The organism is Paraburkholderia sp. 35.1 (assembly GCF_050436525.1).
Lineage (GTDB): Bacteria > Pseudomonadota > Gammaproteobacteria > Burkholderiales > Burkholderiaceae > Paraburkholderia > Paraburkholderia tuberum.
Genome location: NZ_JBNDMJ010000002.1, coordinates 1,967,700 through 1,988,539 on the forward strand (window position 1 = coordinate 1,967,700; position 20,840 = coordinate 1,988,539).

At 66.4% G+C, this 20,840-nt stretch carries 17 protein-coding genes; 7 read left to right on the forward strand and 10 right to left on the reverse strand.

The window, feature by feature from the left end:
* Both OKW27_RS14990 and bluB read left to right on the forward strand, forming a co-directional pair.
* On the forward strand, positions 1 to 1,407 hold the full coding sequence (locus OKW27_RS14990; RefSeq protein ID WP_429333955.1) for a cobyrinate a,c-diamide synthase: 1,407 nt from the start codon (positions 1 to 3) through the stop codon (positions 1,405 to 1,407).
* On the forward strand, positions 1,391 to 2,050 hold the full coding sequence (gene bluB, locus OKW27_RS14995) for a 5,6-dimethylbenzimidazole synthase (RefSeq protein ID WP_429333956.1): 660 nt from the start codon (positions 1,391 to 1,393) through the stop codon (positions 2,048 to 2,050). The genes OKW27_RS14990 and bluB overlap by 17 nt, the downstream gene beginning before the upstream one ends.
* A gap of 36 nt (positions 2,051 to 2,086) precedes the next feature.
* Here the strand turns inward: bluB and OKW27_RS15000 are convergent, their stop codons facing one another.
* The 8 genes from OKW27_RS15000 to OKW27_RS15035 all read right to left on the reverse strand — a co-directional run bounded on the left by OKW27_RS15000 (position 2,087) and on the right by OKW27_RS15035 (position 14,272).
* Positions 2,087 to 2,701 carry a DUF4136 domain-containing protein gene (locus tag OKW27_RS15000; RefSeq protein ID WP_429333957.1) on the reverse strand — a complete coding sequence of 205 codons (615 nt, stop codon included), beginning with the start codon at positions 2,699 to 2,701 and terminating at the stop codon, positions 2,087 to 2,089.
* Between the two features lie 42 nt (positions 2,702 to 2,743).
* A complete protein-coding gene (locus OKW27_RS15005; protein ID WP_429333958.1) occupies positions 2,744 to 5,230 on the reverse strand; it encodes a CHASE2 domain-containing protein in 2,487 nt (828 codons plus the stop codon).
* A gap of 65 nt (positions 5,231 to 5,295) precedes the next feature.
* A complete protein-coding gene (locus OKW27_RS15010) occupies positions 5,296 to 6,747 on the reverse strand; it encodes a FecR domain-containing protein (protein WP_429333959.1) in 1,452 nt (483 codons plus the stop codon).
* Positions 6,744 to 7,484 (reverse strand): response regulator transcription factor, encoded by a 741-nt coding sequence (locus tag OKW27_RS15015; protein ID WP_429333960.1) that lies wholly within the window; start codon positions 7,482 to 7,484, stop codon positions 6,744 to 6,746. Before OKW27_RS15015 ends, OKW27_RS15010 begins: the two co-directional genes overlap by 4 nt.
* Before the next feature lie 1,037 nt (positions 7,485 to 8,521).
* A complete protein-coding gene (locus OKW27_RS15020) occupies positions 8,522 to 12,016 on the reverse strand; it encodes an SNF2-related protein (protein ID WP_429333961.1) in 3,495 nt (1,164 codons plus the stop codon).
* A gap of 197 nt (positions 12,017 to 12,213) precedes the next feature.
* Positions 12,214 to 12,753, reverse strand: coding sequence for a cytochrome b (locus tag OKW27_RS15025; RefSeq protein WP_187610286.1), 540 nt, complete (start codon positions 12,751 to 12,753; stop codon positions 12,214 to 12,216).
* Positions 12,750 to 13,805 (reverse strand): catalase family peroxidase, encoded by a 1,056-nt coding sequence (locus OKW27_RS15030; RefSeq protein ID WP_429334607.1) that lies wholly within the window; start codon positions 13,803 to 13,805, stop codon positions 12,750 to 12,752. Before OKW27_RS15030 ends, OKW27_RS15025 begins: the two co-directional genes overlap by 4 nt.
* A 194-nt stretch (positions 13,806 to 13,999) precedes the next feature.
* Positions 14,000 to 14,272 (reverse strand): DUF4148 domain-containing protein, encoded by a 273-nt coding sequence (locus tag OKW27_RS15035; RefSeq protein WP_184049825.1) that lies wholly within the window; start codon positions 14,270 to 14,272, stop codon positions 14,000 to 14,002.
* A 166-nt stretch (positions 14,273 to 14,438) separates the two neighbouring features.
* Between OKW27_RS15035 and OKW27_RS15040 the strand changes: the two genes are divergently transcribed.
* From OKW27_RS15040 to OKW27_RS15050, 3 genes are all read left to right on the forward strand, one after another.
* Positions 14,439 to 15,164 (forward strand): anti-sigma factor family protein, encoded by a 726-nt coding sequence (locus OKW27_RS15040; protein WP_429333962.1) that lies wholly within the window; start codon positions 14,439 to 14,441, stop codon positions 15,162 to 15,164.
* A 158-nt stretch (positions 15,165 to 15,322) separates the two neighbouring features.
* Positions 15,323 to 15,841: a sigma-70 family RNA polymerase sigma factor gene (locus tag OKW27_RS15045; protein ID WP_018421072.1), complete on the forward strand. Its 519-nt coding sequence runs from the start codon at positions 15,323 to 15,325 to the stop codon at positions 15,839 to 15,841.
* Positions 15,838 to 16,689, forward strand: coding sequence for an anti-sigma factor family protein (locus OKW27_RS15050; protein WP_429333963.1), 852 nt, complete (start codon positions 15,838 to 15,840; stop codon positions 16,687 to 16,689). Before OKW27_RS15045 ends, OKW27_RS15050 begins: the two co-directional genes overlap by 4 nt.
* Before the next feature lie 33 nt (positions 16,690 to 16,722).
* Here OKW27_RS15050 and OKW27_RS15055 read toward each other — a convergent pair whose 3' ends face one another.
* A complete protein-coding gene (locus OKW27_RS15055) occupies positions 16,723 to 17,634 on the reverse strand; it encodes a helix-turn-helix domain-containing protein (protein ID WP_429333964.1) in 912 nt (303 codons plus the stop codon).
* A 247-nt stretch (positions 17,635 to 17,881) separates the two neighbouring features.
* Between OKW27_RS15055 and OKW27_RS15060 the strand changes: the two genes are divergently transcribed.
* Positions 17,882 to 18,787, forward strand: a complete 906-nt coding sequence (locus OKW27_RS15060; RefSeq protein WP_429333965.1) for an NAD(P)H-binding protein — start codon at positions 17,882 to 17,884, stop codon at positions 18,785 to 18,787.
* A 135-nt stretch (positions 18,788 to 18,922) separates the two neighbouring features.
* The gene (locus OKW27_RS15065; RefSeq protein WP_176078873.1) at positions 18,923 to 19,090 is read left to right on the forward strand and encodes a hypothetical protein; all 168 of its coding nucleotides are present in this window, start codon (positions 18,923 to 18,925) and stop codon (positions 19,088 to 19,090) included.
* A 562-nt stretch (positions 19,091 to 19,652) separates the two neighbouring features.
* Here OKW27_RS15065 and OKW27_RS15070 read toward each other — a convergent pair.
* A complete protein-coding gene (locus OKW27_RS15070) occupies positions 19,653 to 20,531 on the reverse strand; it encodes a DUF4396 domain-containing protein (protein WP_429333966.1) in 879 nt (292 codons plus the stop codon).
* Positions 20,532 to 20,840 lie beyond the last annotated feature (309 nt).

Here is a 20,840-nt window from a genome sequence, read left to right on the forward strand (position 1 = left end):
ATGTCGGCGTTTCCCAACGGGGCTTCGTCCGGGGCGCCCCCCAAGGGGACTTCCTTCGGGGCGTCCCCCCAGGGGACTTCCTTCGGGGCGTCCCCCCAGGGGACTTCCTTCGGGGCGTGCCCCGCGCTGTTCATCAGCGCGCCCGCGTCGGGACAAGGCAAAACCACGATCACTGCCGGTCTCGCGCGCTATCACCGGCGGCTCGGACGTCGCGTGCGCGTGTTCAAGACCGGGCCGGATTTTCTCGATCCGATGATCCTCGCGCGCGCGAGCGGCGCGCCGGTGCTGTCGCTCGATCTGTGGATGGTCGGCGAAAGCGCATGCCGCAACCTGCTCGCGCGGGCGGCGCAAGAAGCCGATCTGATCCTGATCGAAGGCGTGATGGGCCTGTTCGACGGCACGCCGAGCAGCGCCGATCTGGCGACCACGTTCGGCGTGCCGGTGCTCGCGGTGATTTCCGCGCAGGCGATGGCGCAGACCTTCGGCGCGGTCGCGTTCGGCCTTGCGCGCTTCAGACCGCAACTGCCGTTCCACGGCGTGCTCGCGAATCGCGTCGGCTCGGCTCGGCACGCGCAGATGTTGCAGGAAGCACTGCCGCCCGGGTTGCGCTGGTGCGGCCACCTCGCCGCGAGCGACGAGATGACGCTGCCCGACCGCCACCTCGGCCTACACCAGGCCGATGAAATCGACGATCTCGAAGCGCGCCTCGAACGCGCGGCGGATACGCTCGCGTCGACCGCGCTCGCCGAACTGCCGCCGCCGGTCGATTTCGGCGTGCCCTCGCCCGAGGTGCTGCCGCGTCTGCTCGAAGGCAAGCACATCGCGATCGCGCGCGACGCCGCGTTCTCGTTCATCTATCCGGCCAACGTCGCGCTGCTCGAAGCGCTCGGCGCGCGGCTCAGCTATTTCTCGCCGCTTGCCGACGAAGCGTTGCCCGCCGGCACGCACGCGCTCTATCTGCCGGGCGGCTATCCCGAGCTGCATCTGGCGACGCTCGCGGGCAACTCGACCAGCGCGGCATCGATCCGCGCGCACGTCGAGGCGGACAAACCGCTGGTCGCCGAGTGCGGCGGCATGCTCTATCTGCTCGACACGCTGACCGACGCGCAAGGCACCAGCACGCCGATGCTGGGCCTGCTGCCCGGTCACGCGACGATGCAAACGCGCTTCACGTCGCTCGGCATGCAGCAGATCGATGGCGTCCACGGCACGCTGACCGGCCACACGTTCCACTACTCGAAGCTCGCGACGCCGCTCGCGCCGCAGCGCTTCGCCACGCGCGCGCACAGCGACGCGCCCGGCGAAGCGGTGTTCCGCGTGGGCCCGATTGTGGCAACCTATATGCACGCTTACTGGCCCTCCAACCCGGCTTTCACGGCCGCCCTCTTTCATGGCGAAGCCTTTTGACGACTCCGAGCGCGATGCGGTCTATCGCGCGATTTACGAACGCCGCGACATGCGCCACTTCGTGCCCGATCCGGTCGATCCGGCGGTGCTGCGGCGTCTGCTCGACGCGGCGCATCACGCGCCGAGCGTCGGCTACATGCAGCCGTGGCGCATCGTGCGCATCACCGACCCGGCGCTGCGCACGGGCTTGCGCGACATCGTCGAGCGCGAACGGCTCGCCACCGCCGACGCGCTCGGCAAGCGCCGCGACGAGTTCATGAAGCTGAAGGTGGAAGGCATGCGCGAATGCGCGGAGTTGCTGGTGATCGCGTTGATGGACGGGCGCGAGCGACACGTCTTCGGCCGCCGCACGCTGCCGGAGATGGATCTCGCGTCGGTCGCGTGCGCGATCCAGAACATGTGGCTCGCCGCGCGCGCGGAAGGACTCGGGCTTGGTTGGGTGTCGCTATTCGATGTCGACGCGGTGCACCAGCTACTGGTGATGCCGGAAGGCGCGCGGCCGGTCGCGATTCTGTGCCTCGGCCACGTCGCTGCGTTCTATAGCGAGCCGATGCTCGAAACGGAGCGCTGGGCGAGCCGTCTGCCGCTCGCCGATTGCGTGTTCGAAAACCGCTGGCCGCAAGACGAGCCGGCGCAGGAATAACTGATACTCGCGGCCCCGGCGACCTGAGGCTGCGTTTTAACGCTGCAGCGGCTCCATCGAATCGACGTTCGGCACACCGCTCGTCTTGTCGATGCTGAGCTTCACACGCCAGTCGGCCGGCGCATCGAACGGCAGCTTCGCGAGCGCGGTTTTCACGAGCAACGGCAGTGCATGCAGCGGGTCCGCATCGCGATCCAAGAAAACCGCGCCGACCTTGTAGCGCTCGGTGCCGCTCGCGTAGTCGAAAAAGCGCAGCGTCAGCGCGTGCTGATACTTGCGCCCAAACAACAGCGCGCCTGGACCGTCGCTGCCCGCGCCGCAATCGGCGGGCGCGCAATCCTCACCGCCGATGCCGATCGACGCCGGCCGCGTGCTATACGCCATCGACAGCAGATAATGCGCGGGCTTGCCCGCCGTATCGACGAACCCGTGTTTCGCCAACTCGTCGCGCAACAGCTTTTCGACTTGCGGATGATCGGCGCTGTCGTCCTGCGGCTGCGTGCGCGCGAGCGAATAGGTCTGCTCGCCTTGCAGCGCAACGGCACGGTCGGCGCCGTTAGCGGAGACGGCGTGCACGTCGGCGCTCAGGCCCGCGCAAGCGGTGAGGCTCGCCGCGGCCAGCGCGGCACAGAGGTGAGCGATCTTTGCCATTGTTTGTTTTCTCTCTAGTACATCGAATACATCAAAGGCGCATCAGACGCGCGGTGCGATCGATTCGTCGAGGGGCGCGTCGTCGAGCGCGGGCAGCCAGATCGTAAAGGCCGTCCCCTCGCCGGGCGCGCTGACGACTTCGACGCTGCCACCGTGGCGCGTGACGACGGTTTTGACGAACGCCATGCCGAGTCCCGCGCCGCCCACTTCCGGCCGCTCCGCTTCGTGAAAACGGCGAAAGCGCTCGAACAATCCCGCTTGCTGCTCCTCAGGAATGCCATAGCCCTGGTCGCGAATCGTGCACGACACGCGCGGCGCCTCGCTGCCCGCGCGCTTTGCCGCCGGCTGGCCAGCGAAGCTGCACACGATGCGCGTGTCGGGCGGACTGTACTTGACCGCATTGTTCAGGATATTGACGAGCGCGCGTGTCATCAGCGAGCGGTCGGCGCAGATCCAGGGATCGTCGTCGGCGTCGTCGCCGGATTCCGTATGCAGCGCGATGCGCTTCGCATGCGCCTGCGGCCAGACCTCGTCGCTCGCATCGATGACGAGTTCGGTCAGACTCAGCGGCTCGAGCACATAGGCCTGCGATTCGGCGCGCGCCAGTTGCACGAAGTCGTCGGCAAGCGTGAGCGCGCGTTGCGCGTAGCGTTCGATGCGCTCCAGCACGCTGCGCGCGAGCGCAGGCTCGGTCCGCGCGCGCTCGATCTCGACCAGCGCAATGATCGACGCCTGCGGCGAGCGCATGTCGTGCGACAGCAGCCGCAGCGCGTCTTCGCGCTGACGCTCGGCCGCATGCAGCGCCGACACGTCGACGAGACCGGCGATCCAGCCGGTCGTCTCGCCCCGCGCGTTGGTGCAGGTCGCATAGCGCAGCAGATGGTCGCGCTCGTTCGCGTCGCGCACCTCGACGCCCTGCGCCATCAGCGCCGCGAACTCGCCGCGCGTCGGATCGAGGAGCGCCGGCCAGTGCGCGCGCGCGGACAGATTGCGCTGGTTGTCCGTGGCCGCGCCGGTGTCGATCGTCTTCACGAGCGTGAGACCACCGAGCACGCTCTGCATCGGCTGGCCTTCGGGCATCGGCGCGCCTAGCCGAGCGAAATGCGCTTTCGCCGCGTGATTCGCGATCAGCACGACGCCGGCCACGTCGCTGACGAGAATCGGCTCCGGCACGCTATCGAGGCTGTCCCACACGAAGCGCTTCATGTCCTGCACCCGTTGCGCGGCCTGCGCCATCAGCGCCATGTGCTGCGCGAGCACGTCGCCGCCGAACTCGCGGCGGCGCTTCGGCGTCTCGGGCAGCAGATGCGGCTCGTCGGCGAGACGCTGCAGTTCGCCGCGCAGATACGCCATCGTCATTTCGAGGCGTCGCCAGTTCCAGATCGGATAGACGATCACGACGCCGAGGATCGCCGGCACCGGCGAGATCCACAGCCTGCCGCCGTACAGCAGCAGCGCGCTGCCGGTCGCGGCGAACAGCACCAGCGCGCCGGTCAGCAACAACGAGCGGCGCGGCGACAGCACGAGGAAGCCGGCGAGCAGCGCGGCGAGCGGCCCGAGCGCCGCCGCGAACACGACCCACAGCGCGACCGGCTGGATCTCGCGGCCGCTCAGCAGCGTGTCGAGCACGTTCGCGTGGATGTAGACGCCGGGCAGCGGTCCGAGCTCGCCCGATACCGGTGTCGCGAAGCGGTCGTACAGACCCGACGCCGTCACGCCGATCACGACGATGCGCCCGCGCAACTGATCGGCCGGCACCTTGCCGGCGAGCACGTCGGCGAAACTGAGCTTCGGGTAGTTCGCGGCGTTCGGGCCGAACGGAATCAGGAAGCGCTCTTCGCCGCCGTCGTCGCTGCCGCGTGCAGGCTCGTTCGAGGGGCGCGGCGGCAAGCCGCCGCGCAGATGCAGCTTGCCGTGTTCGACCGCGTCGGCGACGAGCACCGTCAGTTGCGGCCAGCGCGAGCGCTCATCGCCCTGGAAGCGCGCGACGCTACGCACGATGCCGTCGCTGTCCACTTCGAAATTGATATGACCGAGCCCGGCAGCAGCCTGCGCGAGCGGCGCGACGGGTTCATCGACGGTGCGCTTGCCGCTCGCATCGGGCGGCGTCAGCAGCACGGGCAGATAGGTCGGGCTCAGCGCAATGGCGTGGGCGAGCTGAGCGTCGTCGACATTGGGCTCGGTGAACAGTACGTCGTAGATCACCGCGGCAGGTTTGGCCGCGGCGATCTGCTCGAGCAGCCGCGCGTGCACGCTGCGCGGCCACGGCCAGCGGCCGAGTGCGTCGATGCTCGCGTTGTCGATCTCGACGACGACGATGTCGGACAGCAGCGGCTGCTCGCGCAGCTTCAGAAACTGGTCGTACACCAGCAGATCGATGCCGGCGCCGACGCGCCCGAACGACGTCAGCAGGATCACCACGAGACCGAGACAGCCAACGCTGACCCACTCGATCAGAAAGCGCCGGCCCGCCCGCCGTCCAAGACGGGCGCGCGGGTCGAGGCTCAGTCGCGTAGAAGTGGCGGGCATGGACGATATAGTCGGGAACGGGAGGACGGACCGGCCAGCAGGCCGGCCCCGAGAATCTACCCGCGTCAGGGCGCAAGCGTAAAGGAGCGGACCGGACTGCTCTTTTCGTAGAAGCGGCCGTTGTCGAACTGCTCGGCGACGATCGTCCAGTAGTAGACGCCCGGAGGCAGATCGCTGATCACGAGTTCGCCGCCCGGCAGATCGGGGCGATCGATTACCGGATGGCTCAGTTCGGCCGTGTTCGCGAGCAGGAAGCGGAAACGGGTCGGCACGTTGCTGCGGCTGACGAACCAGCGGAACTCGTAGTCGCGGCTACCCGCGCGCTGCGCGGCCGAAGCGTCCAGCCCCAGCTGGCGGCGCTCGAACGCGTACACGTTCGGCAGGCCGTCGAGACCGTTGCTATCGGTCGACGCGACGCGCACGAAGTACGTGCCGTCGGGCAGATCGCCGAAGTCGGCATGCGGCGCGCTCACGCGCAGGTCTCGCACCAGGTCCAGTTGATCGGCGTCGTGCGAAATCTGCAGCCGATAGCCGACGGCGTGCTCGGCCGGGTTGACGTCGAACGCGACGCTCTTGCCGTCCTGCACGCGCGCCGGCCGCGCGAGCGCGGGTGCGGGCAACAGCTGGACCGGACTGCCGACCGCGCCGCCCGAGTGCGTAACGTTGCCGAAGCTTGCCTCGACCAGTTGCTCGGACGCCTGCAACGGCCTGCCTGGCGCCGGCGCGGCGCTCTGGCCATGCTGCGTGGCCGGATCGACGCCGACCGCGCCGTCGAGCACCGCCACCGCGGTGGTTTGCGTGTCGCCGTCGTAATCGACGCGGAAACGCGTGCCGCGCACTCCGGCGACCACCGAAGGCGAACGGATCTGGAAGCGATCATCGCGTCGCTTCGCATGCGTGACCTGGCTCTCGACTTCGCCGGCGCGCAGCTCAAAGACGCGATCGGCGACGCCGGTCAGCGCGACGTGCCGCAGTCTCTCGATATTGAGTTCGCCGTTCTGCGCGACCGTCACGTATGAGCCGCCGGGCAGCTCGAGCGTCGCGAACCCGTTCGCGCCGGTGCGCAAGCGATCGCCTTCGGCAAGCGTTTCACCGGTTTTCAGCGGCAGATAGGGGCTCGATTCGAACGCGTGCTCGACCGGACCGCTGGTCGCGATCACGCGAGCCGTGTCCCGATCCTGGCGCAGCCTTCGGGACGGCAAACGCAGCACGATGCCGGCCGCCATGCGGCGCGGCGCGGGCACGTGATTGAGGCTGCTCAACAGCGCCCAGTCGGTCGGATCGGCCGTGTAGCGGGCGGCGATGTCATACAGCGTGTCGCCCTCGTGCGTCGTGTACGAAGCGTAGACCGGCGACACCTTCGCTCCGGTCTTGCCGCGCGCGGGCTGCGCGTGCGCGAGCGCGCTCCAGCCGGTCGCGCCCGTTGCCACCAGACAGGCCGCGGCAAGCCACGCGGCGGCGCGGCGGCCGGGCATGGCGGCGCTGCCCGATGCCGCCCCATCCACGCAGACCGTCACGCTTCCCCCGCTTCTTCAGTGGGTTCGTCGTCGGCGGCCGGTGGTGTGCCGGTTTCGATCCGCTCGAGGCGGTAGCCATAGCCGTAGATCGGCGTGAGCCGATAACCGTGCTCGGGGCGCAGACCGAGCTTGCTGCGCAACATCGACACATGAGTGTCCATCGTGCGCGACGGGATGTCCGTGGCCTGCTTCCAGATCACGTCGAGAATGTGTGCGCGCGACAACGGCCGGCTCATATGCTGGAACAGCAGCAGCGCGAGTTCGAACTCTTTCTGCGTGACGGAGACCGGGGTGCCGCGGACCACGACGTGCTTGACGCTCAGGTCGAACTCGAAGTCGCCGAATACTTCCCTCGTTGCCGGCGGCTTCAGGTAATACGCGCGCCGCAGCAGGGAACTGACCCGCGCGAGCAGCACGGCGCCCGACACGGGTTTGACGAGATAGTCGTCCGCACCGGTATTCAGAATCGAAGTGATGTCGGTTTCGCGGTCGCGGCTCGTCATGAACAGCACCGGCAGGCGCTCGGACAGGCTTTCGCGCACCCAGCGAAGCACTTCTTCGCCGGACATGTCGGGAACGTTCCAGTCGAGCACGAGCAGATCGAACGTCTGACGACGCAACTGGCGCACGAGTTCGCGCCCTGCGCCATACGCGTGACAGACGTGTCCAGCGGCGGACAGCGTTTGACACACAAGGTCGGCCTGAGCCGAATCATCATCGAGGACTGCAATTCTCATAACACCCCACAACGCAACAGCGCCTTCATGGCTGACGGCCGGTATACCGGCTGACGACCGGGATGACGGCGCAGCACCGCCGATCCGGCTTCCCAAAAAATTCCGGCTGTTACTTTCTGATTAATGGTCCCTCGCCGTACCCCGCCATGACGCTGCTTTCATGAAGCGGAAATCAGCGCATAAATGTAATTTCCATAGCGATTATGCAGGGCAGATCATGATAATCGAAAACCTTCTTTCTTCCCGTTTGCCGTGTACCGGCAATCCCTCGCGAAAAACCCTAATCAGAAACGGCTGACGCGCTTTTCAGATTTTTCTGGTCTGCCACCACTAGCCGGCGCCGGAAGGAAGTGACACTGCGGACGGAAGATCCTTGCTGGAGCGGCTTTTTGACCATGCTCGCTTATCGGCTTTAAGATTCCTTTCAGGTACTCTTATTTAACAATTGCGCGTTCAGTATAAGAATAATCTCAAAAGAAATCGTTTAAACATTGTTAGATTTTGTCCCGGTCGAGTTGTCATTCGAGGCAGTCGGCCTGGTCGGGCGAGCAACTCAAAGCCCTCGTTTTGAATGAGGCATTCGACTGCTTCACATTGTTGGCCGACGCGATGACGCGCCGCGAGACGGACCATCTGCGGGTGATGCGCAGCGTTAGGGCCGCCGGAAAAAAAAATGCGGCGCTGCCCCTGTCGAAGCAACGCCGCTCACAAACACTACACACGCTCGCCGGGGTCTAACCGCACGAGTAACGTCACGTTAGCCCAGAGAAAAGCCGTGCTCAAGATGAAAGAACTTCCTTTGTAACCGTTGGCGAAGTAGTTATTACGCGCCGCACCAGCGGCGCGCGACGCGCAAGTCCTACACAGCGCGAGTTCGAAATTGGTATGAGTTGAAGTCCCCATCGACGGTAATTTACATACACAGACGCTTTGTTACAGTGTGGCCCCGATTGGCGTTGCTGCGGCGCGTCAGATTTTCCCCCTGCGTGTCTGCGCGGCCCGTCTGCGTTGCCTCGTTCGGTCGCTTGCCCGCGCGTTCAACGCGCGCCTTCGATGTCCGGCATAGGCGCGAACAGCGCGTCGAGATCGTCGTCCGAGAACTTTGCGGCGCCGGCCGCATCTTCCGCGAGAATGCTGTCGGCGAGCCCGGCCTTGTGCTCCTGCAACGCGACGATCTTTTCCTCGATGCTGCCGGCCGCGATCAACTTGTACACGAATACCGGCTTGTCCTGTCCCAGCCGATGCGCGCGGTCGGTCGCCTGGTTCTCGGCGGCCGGGTTCCACCACGGGTCGTAGTGGATCACCGTGTCGGCGGCGGTCAGGTTCAGCCCCACGCCGCCGGCCTTCAGGCTGATGAGGAACAGCGGCACCTCGCCCTGCTGGAACCGCTCGACCGGGCTCACGCGATCGGCCGTGTCGCCCGTCAGCATGACGTACGGGATCGCGGCTTCGTCGAGCGCCTCGGCGATCAACGCGAGCATGCCGGTGAACTGCGAGAACAGCAGCACGCGGCGTCCCTCCTCGATCAGCTCGGGCAGCATCGACAGCAGCAGATCCAGCTTGGCCGAGCGCATCGCGCGCTCGCCGCCGCCCGTGGCAGCGCCGTCCGCGATACCGCTGGCGGTGCGCACGAGCCGTGGATCGCAGCACACCTGGCGCAGCTTCAGCAACGCATCGAGCACGATGATGTGGCTGCGCGCGAGCCCCTGCGCGCTGACCGCCGCGCGCACCTTCTGCTGCATCGCGGTGCGCACGGTTTCGTACAGGTCGCGCTGCGCACCTTCGAGATCGACCGGACACACGATCGTCGTCTTCGGCGGCAGCTCCTTCGCGACCTCGTCCTTGCGACGGCGCAGCATGAACGGCCGGATGCGGCGCGCGAGCAACGCGCGGCGCACGTCGTCGCCGTTCTTTTCGATCGGATTGCGCCAGCGTCGCGTGAAGTCCTTCTGGCTGCCGAGAAAGCCCGGCAGCAGAAAATCGAATTGCGACCACAGCTCGCCGAGATGATTCTCGAGCGGCGTGCCCGTCAGGCCCAGCCGATGCCGCGCCCGCAAGCCGCGAATCGCCTGGGCGGCTTTGGTGGTCGCGTTCTTCACGTACTGCGCCTCATCGAGAATCAGCAGATGATAGTCGTGCTCGGCGAGCACCTTCTGATCGCGCCACAACAGCGCATAAGTGGTCAGGATCAGCTCGGCTTCGCCGATCTGCTGGAAACGCTCCTTTCTCTGCGGCCCGTTCAGCACCAGCACTTTCAGCTCCGGCGCAAAGCGGCGCGCTTCCTCGCGCCAGTTGTGCACGAGCGTGGTCGGCACGACGATCAGCGCGGGATGCGTGAGCCGCCCCGCTTCCTTCTCGGCGAGAACGTGCGCGAGCGTCTGCACGGTTTTGCCGAGGCCCATGTCGTCGGCGAGCACGCCGGCCAGATCCTGTTCGCGCAGGAACTGCATCCAGTTCAGGCCCTGGTGCTGGTACCCGCGCAGCTCGGCCTTCAGCCCGCGCGGCACCGGCACTTCGCGCAGGCCCGGACCGGCTTGCAGACGGCGCGCGAGCTCGCGGATCGAATCGTCGCCGCTGAACTGCCAGCGGCCGGTGTCGTGCAGCGCATCGAGGCGACCCGCATCGACCGCGGGCACGCGCAGCGGCGCGCCTTCGGCAAGCGCGCCGCCGAGCGAATCGAACAGATCGACCAGCACGCGCACCACCGGCTTCAGACGATCGGCGCGCAACCGCAGGCGCTTGTTCTCCTCGGTCTTCAGCTCGATCGGCTCGTCGTCTCGAATACGCTCCAGCGCGCCGGAGAGCCAGCGCCGGTCGCGCCGGAACAGATCGGCCAGCAGCGGTTCGAGCCGCACGTTGCGCTCACCGACGCGGATGCCCATCTCCAGATCGAACCAGCCGTCGCCGGCCTGCTGCGCGGTGCCGTCGATCGCGTCGATCTCGATCACGTTGTAGCGGAACTCGGGCGCCATCGTCACGCGCCAGCCCTTCGCGACCAGATCCGGCACCGCGTCGTTGACGAACTCGGACCACGCGTCGGTGTCGGGCAGACCGAGCATCGTGTCGGGCAACAGACGCGACGCATGCAGGTTGCGCGTCGGCACCTTTTGCAGACCGGTCTTGCGCAATTCCAGCAGACGCTTTTTCTCGGCGTCGTAGCGCCGGCGGATGTGAATCACATCGCCGCCCGGCAACGGCACCAGCGTCACGCTGCTGTCGGCGTTGATGCTGACACCGTCGTAGTCGAAGCTCGCGGCGGCCAGTTCTACCGCGGCGGACTTGCGCTCCGCGGCCTTCGCGGCCTTCGCGGTTTTCGCCGTTTTGATGCCCTTCCCCGCGCCGGGCAGCGCATGGCTGTTCAGCGTCAGCACCGGCACCGGTTCGACGTCGATCACCCGAATCGCGGGCGCGTCGTGGGTCGGCGGCAGCGGCAGCTCGGGCGCGATCTCGCGCAGCACCGACGCGACGAGCGGCGCCTCGGCGAGCGAGATCGGCGGCATCGCGAGGTAGTCGGGCAGTTGCTGGAACGGCAGCGACAGTGGCACGACGCCCGCCTCGTTGGCGACGCCGTCCACGTACCAGACCGGCTCGGTCGGCAGCACCATGCTCGCGCGCGGTTCGGTGCGCAGTACCGGGCGCAGGCGCTCGTCGGCGAGCGGCTCCCATTCGATGCGCCCGAGGCGGTCGGCGGCGCGCGCGAGCGGCGTCGGTCCGGCCTGGCCCGGCGCGATCCCGAAGTCGAAGAACAGGCGCCCGGTCGCGATCAGCTTCTGCAGCGTTTCCGCGCCACTCGTGCCTCGCAGCACGAACTGGCCCAGGTCCTCGCGCGAGCGACCGAGCCATAGGCCGCGGAGGATCGACAGGTCTTCGTCGGACACGAAGCGCGGCTGCCTGAGCAGCGCGCCTTCGACGTCGCCCCAGCTGTCGCCGACTTCGACGATCACGCCGTCCGCGTCGCAACGCGCGCGATGCAGCACGACTTCGTGGCGCATATGAAAACGCGACCAATTGAGCCGATAGGCGAGCGTTTCCCTGCGCGTGGCGTCGAGCTTCCGGGCGGCGTCTTTTCCGGCGGCGTCGGCCGCGCGGGCGCGGGCGCGAAAACGCTCGAGCCAGCTGACCAGTTCGGGTCGCACACCTTGAGATGAAGATGGCGCCGGCGGCGCGCCCGGCACCGTAATCCGTCGCGCGATGAACACCTCCGACGTCGCCGGGTCACTGCCGTCCTCGACCTGCGTGATGTGATCCATCTCGTCGTGGTAGTCGAGTTCCGCGAGCAGCAGCGCCGCGACGTGCTTGCAATTGCGGCCGACCGGGCACGTGCATTTGCCTTCGGCCGACGGCGACCCGCCATCGGTACGAAAGCGAACCCGCGTCAGGTACGGCCGCGGCTGCGAGCCCTGCACTTCGCCCGACAGCGTGTCTCCCTGCCATTTGACGTTGCTGACCGCGCCCACCGAGCGCGCCTTGGCGACGGTGCGCTCACCGAGCCATTCCGCAATCCTTTCCCGATCGAAGAAAACTGATGACATCCGCGTGCATTCCTGTTCAAACCGGCGAAGGCAAGCGCGCGTGGACCATCACGGGGCGCCGCGCGACGCCCGGCCGATTCTGTCCAGTTGCGATTTGCCAGTGATAACCGGCCATTTTACGCGTTGGACGAAAATCGCCAGGGCGGGCGATCTGGACAGTTCGGCAGCAACCCGGTCAAGCCGCGGTTCGACCCATATTAGCGTTCGCCGCGGGCCATGCTGCCCCACACTCCGTCGCGCAGGATCAGCCCATGCAACAACGCCGCCGCCAGATGCAGCAGCACCGTCGCGAACAACGCGAACGCGAGCCACGTATGCAGCGCGCGCAGCAGCGCGAACAGCGCGACGTTGTGCGGTGCGATCGGCGGCAGATGCAGCGGACCGAACAGGGTGACCGGATAGCCGGCCGCCGATAGCATCGCCCAGCCGATCAGCGGCATCGCGAGCATCAGCCCGTACAGCACGAGGTGCGACGCATGCGCCGCGATTCGTTGCGGCTTCGACATGCGCGCGGGCAATGGCGGACTGCCGCGCATCACGCGCACCGCGAGCCGCACCAGCACGAGCAGCAGCAACGCGATGCCGAGCGGCCGATGCAGCGCGACCAACGCATCATGGGCACGCGATACCGTCGCCACCATGCCCACGCCGATAAACAGCATCGCGACGATCAGCGGCGCCATCGTCCAGTGCAGCAGCCGCGCGAGCGGACTGAAGTGAGTGCGGGTGCGCGTCATGAAGGCTCTCCGTTTGGCTGGGTTCGATGGATCTCGGGATGCAGCGCCTCCTCGCGCGTGCGGCGTTGGAACGACTGTGCGTAGGCCGCAGAGCGCGCGGCGAGCAGCGGATCGTCCGATGGCGCGATGCCGGCGGGCACGATCGTCGGATCGAAGTTGATGTCGCGGCAGGCGCCGTCTTCCTGCGACGTGGTGCGTTCGATCACGAGCGTCCCCGCGTCGACGCGCTGGCGGTCGTCGGGCCACTGCAGCGTCGCGTCGCTGATCGGGTCGCCAGGTTGCGCGACGGTCAACAGCAGATGCCAGCGCAACGGTCCGTGTTGCAGACGCTCGTCGAGATCGGCGGCGAGGAAGTTCTTTTCGGCCTGCTGCGCCGCGGCGATCGGCGCGTATGGCGTGTCGGGCACGACGGCCCAGCGCACGGCGCGCGTCGTGCCGTGGGCATCGGTAAACAGAAACGCGTCGATGCCGTAGTACGCGGCGTTCGCGAGGCTCGACGACGGCGCGTGCGACTTGACCCAGCGCTGGAACGGCTGCGTCTCGGGATTGGCCGCGTAGAACGCCTTCAGCTTCGCGGGGTCCGGTTTGCCGGTCGCAGGGTCGGGCTTCGCGGCCAGCAATTGCTGATAGAACTGCGCAGGCGTATGCACCGCGAACACCGGCGTCGAGTTCATGCCGGTACGCCACTGTTCGCCATCGCGAAGCCGGAACTGCAGCGCGAGACTGCGCACCGGCGAGCTCGTATCGGGCGCGGACGGATTGCCGCCGGGCACCGCGAAGCGACCCGACACCGGCGTGCGGCCCGGCGCGAACACTGCCGCGTGCGACAGCGCCGCGCCATTGCCGTTGCTGTCGAAATAGCCGTCGACGCACAGGCCCTTGGCATGATTGCGTCGATAGCCGGGATGCGGGCCCGCGACCGCCTCGAACGTATCGATGATGCGCGGGGCGGTCAGACGCGCGGGCGTCAGCCACCCCGCGGTGTAGGCGAAGCCGCCCGCGAGCGCGAGCGCGACCGCGCCGATCGCGGCGAGCCGGCATGGCACGCAGATCGGGCGCGGGTCGGAGCCGGCGGGGTTGGGTTTGGGTGCGAAGGGTGGTGTCACGGAAACTCCTTGCCGGATGGATCGACGATTCGGTCGACGAATCGACCAACGTACGGGCAAACACGCCTCGCTACGGTCTATTCCATCCGGCCCTGGCGCGCACATTCAAACCCATTCGCGCGCCAGTGGCCGATGCTGCTTCAATGGGTGCCAACAGCCGGCGCTCCCGAGTTCGCGACGTGGCTCGCGGCGAGCGCCGCTTGCGCGGCGAGCGCCTGCTTGCGCTGCTCGACCTGACGTGCGAACACGGGACTGACATCGGGATACGACGCGTCGGTGATGTAGTCGAGACCGTTCTGCTGCGCCTCGATCAGTTCCTGGTACACCTGAGCGCGTGTCTTGCCCTGCGCAAACGCGCTCGACGAAGCGGCGAGAACGACGAGCGACAAAGCAACGAACGAAAGCTTTTTCATGATCGACTCCTTGGAGAGTTGTGCGGGTTCGCACCAGGGAGAACCACGGGTGGGCAGCGTTTATTCCTGTATTCGTGGCGTGAAAAAAACATCGCCGGCGCGGGGAATAAATGTCCCCGCCGCCGTGTTTGCCGTCCGATAGCAGCAATCAAGACCGCGCATCATCATGACCTCGACTCACCGCCCCTGCGGCGCTCCGCTCTCCGAAGACGACATTCAGGCCTATGCGGACGGCACGCTGACGCCCGAGCGCGCCGCGTCGCTGCGCGACTATCTCGGCAAGCATCCGGCGGAAGCACGGCGTGTCGCCTTTTACGACCGCTTGAACGCGCAGATCCAGGCCACGTTTCAGACCGCCGAGGAGCCCGCGCCTGGGCGCCTCGGCGGATCGCGCCCGCTGCGCATGCGCCCGCAACCGGGTGGTCGCGCACGCCGAACACTGGTCGCGCTCGTCGCGCTCGCGCTGATGCTGAGCGCCATCAGCGGTTGGCTCCTGGCGACTCAGGTGTCGGCACGAGCGCTCGATAATGCCGCCGTGATGGCGCTCGCCGAAGCCGCCGCACGGCCCTTTTCCTCGGCATCGCCGACGCGCGTCGATCCAGCCGCGCCGGATCTCGGCGCGATCGGCCTGCGCCTCGTCGAGCAACGCGTGCTGCGGCTCGGGCCATTGCAGCGCGCGGACGAACTCGTCTATCTGAACGGCGATCAGCAACCGGTGGTCGTGCTGTCGGCCGCGGCGCCGTTTGCGCGGCAAGAGCCGCAGTGGGCCGCGCGCCGCATCGGCGAGCTGCGGCTGTTGACGTGGACCGCGCAGCGGCAGCGTTTCGTCGTCGCGGGCAATGCGCGCACCCACGGCCTGATGCGCGCCGCCGACGTGATGAGCGCGCCCTGACGCCGCTGCGTGCGGCCCTCGCGGAATAAAATGCGCTGACAGGTGTTTGCAGTTCGAACGCATCGTGCGACGGAAGCCTCCGCGACCGGCCCGGCGCGTACCGATACCGACGCGAGTGAAGCCGATGCCACCCCCACGCCCCTTGACCGGGATCAACCATGGATGTCCGTGACGAGTTGATCGAGCACGTGCCGCGTCTGCGGCGCTATGCGCGGGCGCTGATCAACAATCGGGAGCTCGCCGACGACCTCGTGCAGGACACGCTCGAGCGCGCGCTCGGCCGCACCCGTCTGTTCCAGCCGGGCACCGATCTGCGCGCGTGGCTGTTCACGATCATGCACAACGTCTTCGCGAATCAGGCGCGCAAGGCGTCGGCGCGCGCGGTCCACGTCGCGGTCGACGACGACAGCATCGCCGAAAGCGAGCTCGCGGTGCCGTCGGGCCAGACGCGTTCGCTCGAAATGCGCGACCTCGACTACGCGTTGCAGCGGCTGCCGGTCGAACAGCGCGAGGTGGTGCTGCTGGTCGGTCTCGAGGAGATGAGCTATGCCGATGTCGCGCTCGCGCTGAACGTTCCGATCGGCACGGTGATGTCGCGGCTCTCGCGCGGACGCGAACGGCTGCGGGCTTTGATGGCGGGCGCCCAGCCCGGTGCGAAATTACAGGTGGTGCGATGAGCGAGCCGCAAATGCCGATCGGCGAAGAAGACTTGCACGCGTACGTGGACGGCACGCTGTCCGGCGAGCGGCGCGACGAGGTGGAGCGCGCGCTCGAACAGAATCCGGAGCTGGCCGCGCGCGTCAGCGATTACTTTTCGCTCAATGGTCTGCTTCACGAGCGCTACGACCGCGTGCTCAGCGAGCCCGTGCCGAAGCGCCTGCAGACCGGTGCGCCGCGCCGCGCGCGAGCAGCCGCGAACTGGCCGCGTTTTGCCGCGCAGTTCGCGGGCATGGCCGCGGCGCTCGTGCTCGGCCTGGGCATCGGCATGCACAGGAACGATCTGATTCCACCGGTTGCGATCGATCGAACCGCCCCTGGGGCCGAAACGCAAGCCGGAAATCGTCCGGTCAGCGCGGACAGCGCCGAGGGCCTCGCGCGCCAGGCGGCGCTCGCGCACGTCGTCTACATGCCGGCGATCGACCGGCCGGGCGACATGAGCGCCGATCGCGAGCAGGACTTCGTGCAATGGCTCGCGAACCGGCTCGGCACCGAGGTCCATCCGCCGATGCTGTCCAAGAGCGGATTCATGCTGTCGGGCGGCCGCCTGCTGCCCGGCGACGACGGTCCGACCGCGCAGTTCATGTATCGCGGACCGAACGGCGAGCGCGTCACGCTGTGCATCTCGCGTCGTCGCGAGAACGCGAATACGACCGCGTTCAAGCTGTATCAGGCGGGGCCCGTCAACGTGTTCTATTGGGTCGACGGCGATTTTGGCTATGCGGTGTCGGGTGGGATCGATCGCAAGGAGCTGCTGCAGCTCGCGCATGATGTCTATGCGCAGTTGACGGGGGCCGCGCCCGGTTGAAGCGGATGGGTTCCGCGCCGCGCGGTTCGCGCATCAACGTCGTGGGTTCTCCTGCCCCGACATGGCCGCGTCATCGCGCGCGGCGCCGCGCAGTTCACGCGGCGTTGCACCGAGCAAACGCGACATCCAGTGCGCCATATGGCTCTGATGCGCAAAGCCCGTTTCGAGCGCGATCTGGCTTGCGCTGAGGCGTCCCTGTAGCAGCAGCGTTCGCGCGCGCTCGACCCTGCGCTGTACCACGTACTGATGCACGGGCACACCGAGCGTGTCGCGAAACAGCGCCTTGAAATGCGGCACGCTCAGTTGCGCCTGCGCGGCGAGCTCGTCGAGCGTCAGACGCTGATCGAGATGCGCGTCGATAAACTCGATCACACGTGCGGCCGTGCGCGGCGCGAGCGTACGCCGCCGGTTGCCCGGCATGGGTTCGACGCCGACCAGACGCACCAGCATCGCCGTACACAGACTTTCGGCATAGAGCGGATCGGACGCATCGTCCGCTTCGAGCTCCGCGCGCAGCGCCCAGGCGAGATGCTGAAAGCGCGGATCGCGCATCTGGAAGCGCGGGCGCAGCTGCGCGTCGGCCGAGTTCAACGCGAGTTGCTCGACCGTCCGTCGCGCGAAGTCCTCTGCAAACCAGACGCTGAAAATCGTGCAGGCGGCGTCATCGTTCCACTGACCTTCGAGCCCCGCGGGGATCACGTCGGCGTCGCCGTGCGCCTGAATCCGCGTGTGGCGGCGCGCATCGCACAGACAGCGCGCAGTCACCGGCGCACCAACGTGCACGCCCACGCGATGATGGCGAAACGCGGACATCCGATGCAAACCGGACGACACGTTGACCAGCTCCGCACCGAAGCTTTGCCAGCCAAGCGCCCTGCTCGTGCGCACGGCGATGCGCGAGCCGCTGTGCGGCGCAGGCGCGGGAATCGGGGTGACGGCGTTCATCGCTTGTCTCCTGAGTGAGCTGAATGACGGCGAGATGCCTGCATTGTGCGGCGTTTTTGGCAGGTTCGCCGGCGTGACGGAATTTCGTAGCTCGCGAACAGCCAACGCGATTCGCGCGACCTGCGCGACCTGCGCGGCATCGGCGTAAAAAATCATCCAGATCTGCGCAAAGTCATCCAGATCTGAGCGCCTCGCGAGCACCGCGTCCCTACCATCACGTCATAGCGATCCTCAAAAGGAGCACAACGTGTTCGTCATTTTCGGAGCGACCGGTCACGTGGGACACGCGAGCGCAACCGCCTTGCGTCGCGCGGGCCACCCGGTACGCGCGGTGGTGAGCGACGCCACGCAAGCCGAAGCGCTCGCGGCAATCGGCTGCGAGCTCGCGATCGCCGACCTGAACGACCCACAGTTGGTCGCGCGCGCGATCGACGGCGCGCAGGCAGTGCAATGGCTCTGTCCGGTGCCGCGAGCGCATGACGATCCCGCGGCCGCGATGCGGCGCATCATCGACGCGGGCGTCGCGGCTTTGCGCATGAGCGCGCCACCGCGGCTCCTCGCGCTGTCCGACTACGGCGCCGAGCACGCGGATGGCACCGGCATCACGACGCTGTTCCACTACCTTGAAACGCAGTTGCGCACCGTCGCGTCGTCGCTGATCTTGTTGCGCGCCGCCGAGCACATGCAGAACTGGGCACGCGTGCTGCCGGTCGCGCTCGGCCGGGGCGCGCTGCCGAGTCTGCATGATCCGCTCGACAAGCTGTTTCCGACCGTCGCGGCGCAGGACGTCGGCGAGCTTGCCGCGCAGTTGCTGCTCGGTGAAGGGCCTTCGCGCGCGACGCCACGGGTGGTCAGTATCGAAGGGAAAGAGCGGGTAAGCGCGCTCGACGTCGCGCGTACCTTGGCCGAACTGTCCGGGCGGCCGGTTATCGCCCACCGGGTGCCGCGCGACGAATGGAGTGCCGTGCTGCGCGGCGCCGGGCTCGGCGAGCGGCACGCCCAACTGATCGTCGATCTGTACGACGCGCACAACGCTGGACGCATCGACGTCGAGGCGAATATCAGCGAGCGACGCTTCGGCGCCACCACGTTGCGACAGGTGTTGAGGGCGCTGCTATCGGGCGTGGCCGGTACGGCAGCGGCGGCGCGGTGATCCGCGTGGATGTAGGGCAAGCAGACGGCGTGGCGCGGCGCGAACAGCGTCGAAGGCGTTCAACACTGGAGAGACAGCATGCAGACCTGCCCGTTGCTTCGCGCATCGATCGACGCCAGATCAACGAAAAACGCAATGCGACGGATGCAGTGCGTAGCGTCAACACCGTCAACGCACCCGAGCTCACGCGCCGAGCGCTGGCTGCGCATAGCGATAAGGCTATCGAGCTTCACGGGCTGGCGCGCGCTTGCCAACCTGCTCGCCGCGATTCCCGACAGCAATGACGATTTCGGCGTGTTCTAGGTTCTCAGTCATGAGCCGCGGGCGGCTCAAGCGGCGCTGAAGGTGCTGGCCTGGTGGCAAGCACCGCTAGCCGCCGCCAACCCGCTTATCGAGGCGGTCTACTCGTTCTCGTCGAAATGGTGACGCGGGCGAGCCTTCTCGTACAAACCTACGCCAACGCTTACGCCGGACCACTGAGAGGTTGATACCGTCAGCGACACAGTCGGGTCACGGCCTTTTTCAACGCGATCAACCCTGAACCAGGGTTCGAGCTTCTCTGACCACAACGACGACTTTTAAGGTACAACCACGAGCTGAGGTCTTAATGCAGCGCCGCTACGTAGCCGCGCTAGCTACGATCGGTCTGCTGTGACATTCCGCCGGCAAGCGTCGGTTCGCGCTGGCGGACCTGCACGCGCAGCGAACAGGGCAGTGGCGATCAACCCGCTCCGAAGCGCGGCGGATTTCATGCGGTCAATGGGTATTTTCTGGACGCGGAACGGGGGTGAGGCTGTGGGACCGCCTTCACGTCAGTTGCGATTTTGCCTGTCGCCATCAGCGCCCTTTTCGCTGAGGGTTTGGTCTACATCTTCTCCTTCACACCGGAACGAATCAGCCACCAGTTCACAGGGTAGCTCGTTACGAAGCCCGCGAGCATGGCGATCTGCATGGCGAACCAGAACTCCGAACTTGTCACGTTCGCGATGCCGCCAAAAACCGGCTTGAACCATAGGAACTGAATGATCGCCATTGCTCCATACATGCCAATCTGCCACGCGGTTATCGAGGCAATATCCGCTTTGACTGCAGCGATCACGCCCTGTCCAATTGACAGGTCGCGCATCGGCTTGATGGTGAAGTACTGAAAACCGATTCCTAGCAGAAAGGCGATCATGAAGTCTGGGATCCAGACGGCAAAAGTTTTCTCGTTGAATACGCTGTGCCATCCGAACCACACCGCCAACCCTGGAAACGCAAACGCTGACCGTTCGACAACAATGTCGCCGAGTGTGCAACCAGCGCCGCAATGACTAGTGCCTTTCATCACGATCACTGTGAACGGTTGCGTTTTATCGCCAGCTTCGGCGGCGAGCACGTTGCGTCCCCATGCATAATAGGCAGCAAGCCAGAGAACTGTGCCGAATAGCGTGGTCAGCGGCCAAACCAGGCTCATGATCCACATCTTCTGCGGATGTCTTACCTCGTCAGTCACAATGATGACGGCACACACCACGCCTAACACAATCCAGGCGATCGACAGACTATGGAGCCAGGCTGGAAAAGTACCGTAAGTCATCGTTGGTCTTGAAAGGCTTTGCACCGATAGCGCACAGAAGAGCAACTGCCGTTCCGGCTCTGCAAGATTGGCTGATGAACAACGGCTGGATTCGGGCAGACGCCGGGTTACAGGTCTCCTGATGACCAAGCGAGATTGCACGTCAACCGAACGGTCGCGATGCATCGTTAAGCACGTCGCCGGGGCGCGAAAAGGACGATCAGAGAATAGCGACGATCCCGCTCGGCACGTTGCCCGGGCCATCGGTCAGAATCGCAAGAAGTGAGTTTGGCCTCGCGTTGGCGCGGCCTCCGAAACGCTCCGACAGATCAAACCAGTAGGTCGAGCGATCGACTCTGCCGTCAGAGGAGCGACTGCGCCACCTGTCTCGACTTTAATCCGGCGTGCGTCTCCGGCCCGCGCGGTGCGAGTGGCGAGAGGTCGCGCCGGTTCAGAACAGCTGGTGCAACAGAAAACACCTTACATCGGCATCCC

What these genes read in the sequence shown, in the direction of transcription:
- OKW27_RS15005 (WP_429333958.1), bottom strand. Translation starts at nt 5,230, where the DNA reads ATGCCCGCCACTTCTACGCGACTGAGCCTCGACCCGCGCGCCCGTCTT.
- bluB (WP_429333956.1), top strand. Translation starts at nt 1,391, where the DNA reads ATGGCGAAGCCTTTTGACGACTCCGAGCGCGATGCGGTCTATCGCGCG.
- OKW27_RS14990 (WP_429333955.1), top strand. Translation starts at nt 1, where the DNA reads ATGTCGGCGTTTCCCAACGGGGCTTCGTCCGGGGCGCCCCCCAAGGGG.
- OKW27_RS15000 (WP_429333957.1), bottom strand. Translation starts at nt 2,701, where the DNA reads ATGGCAAAGATCGCTCACCTCTGTGCCGCGCTGGCCGCGGCGAGCCTC.
- OKW27_RS15070 (WP_429333966.1), bottom strand. Translation starts at nt 20,531, where the DNA reads ATGCATCGCGACCGTTCGGTTGACGTGCAATCTCGCTTGGTCATCAGG.
- OKW27_RS15015 (WP_429333960.1), bottom strand. Translation starts at nt 7,484, where the DNA reads ATGAGAATTGCAGTCCTCGATGATGATTCGGCTCAGGCCGACCTTGTG.
- OKW27_RS15020 (WP_429333961.1), bottom strand. Translation starts at nt 12,016, where the DNA reads ATGTCATCAGTTTTCTTCGATCGGGAAAGGATTGCGGAATGGCTCGGT.
- OKW27_RS15035 (WP_184049825.1), bottom strand. Translation starts at nt 14,272, where the DNA reads ATGAAAAAGCTTTCGTTCGTTGCTTTGTCGCTCGTCGTTCTCGCCGCT.
- OKW27_RS15050 (WP_429333963.1), top strand. Translation starts at nt 15,838, where the DNA reads ATGAGCGAGCCGCAAATGCCGATCGGCGAAGAAGACTTGCACGCGTAC.
- OKW27_RS15025 (WP_187610286.1), bottom strand. Translation starts at nt 12,753, where the DNA reads ATGACGCGCACCCGCACTCACTTCAGTCCGCTCGCGCGGCTGCTGCAC.
- OKW27_RS15040 (WP_429333962.1), top strand. Translation starts at nt 14,439, where the DNA reads ATGACCTCGACTCACCGCCCCTGCGGCGCTCCGCTCTCCGAAGACGAC.
- OKW27_RS15055 (WP_429333964.1), bottom strand. Translation starts at nt 17,634, where the DNA reads ATGAACGCCGTCACCCCGATTCCCGCGCCTGCGCCGCACAGCGGCTCG.
- OKW27_RS15065 (WP_176078873.1), top strand. Translation starts at nt 18,923, where the DNA reads ATGCGACGGATGCAGTGCGTAGCGTCAACACCGTCAACGCACCCGAGC.
- OKW27_RS15045 (WP_018421072.1), top strand. Translation starts at nt 15,323, where the DNA reads ATGGATGTCCGTGACGAGTTGATCGAGCACGTGCCGCGTCTGCGGCGC.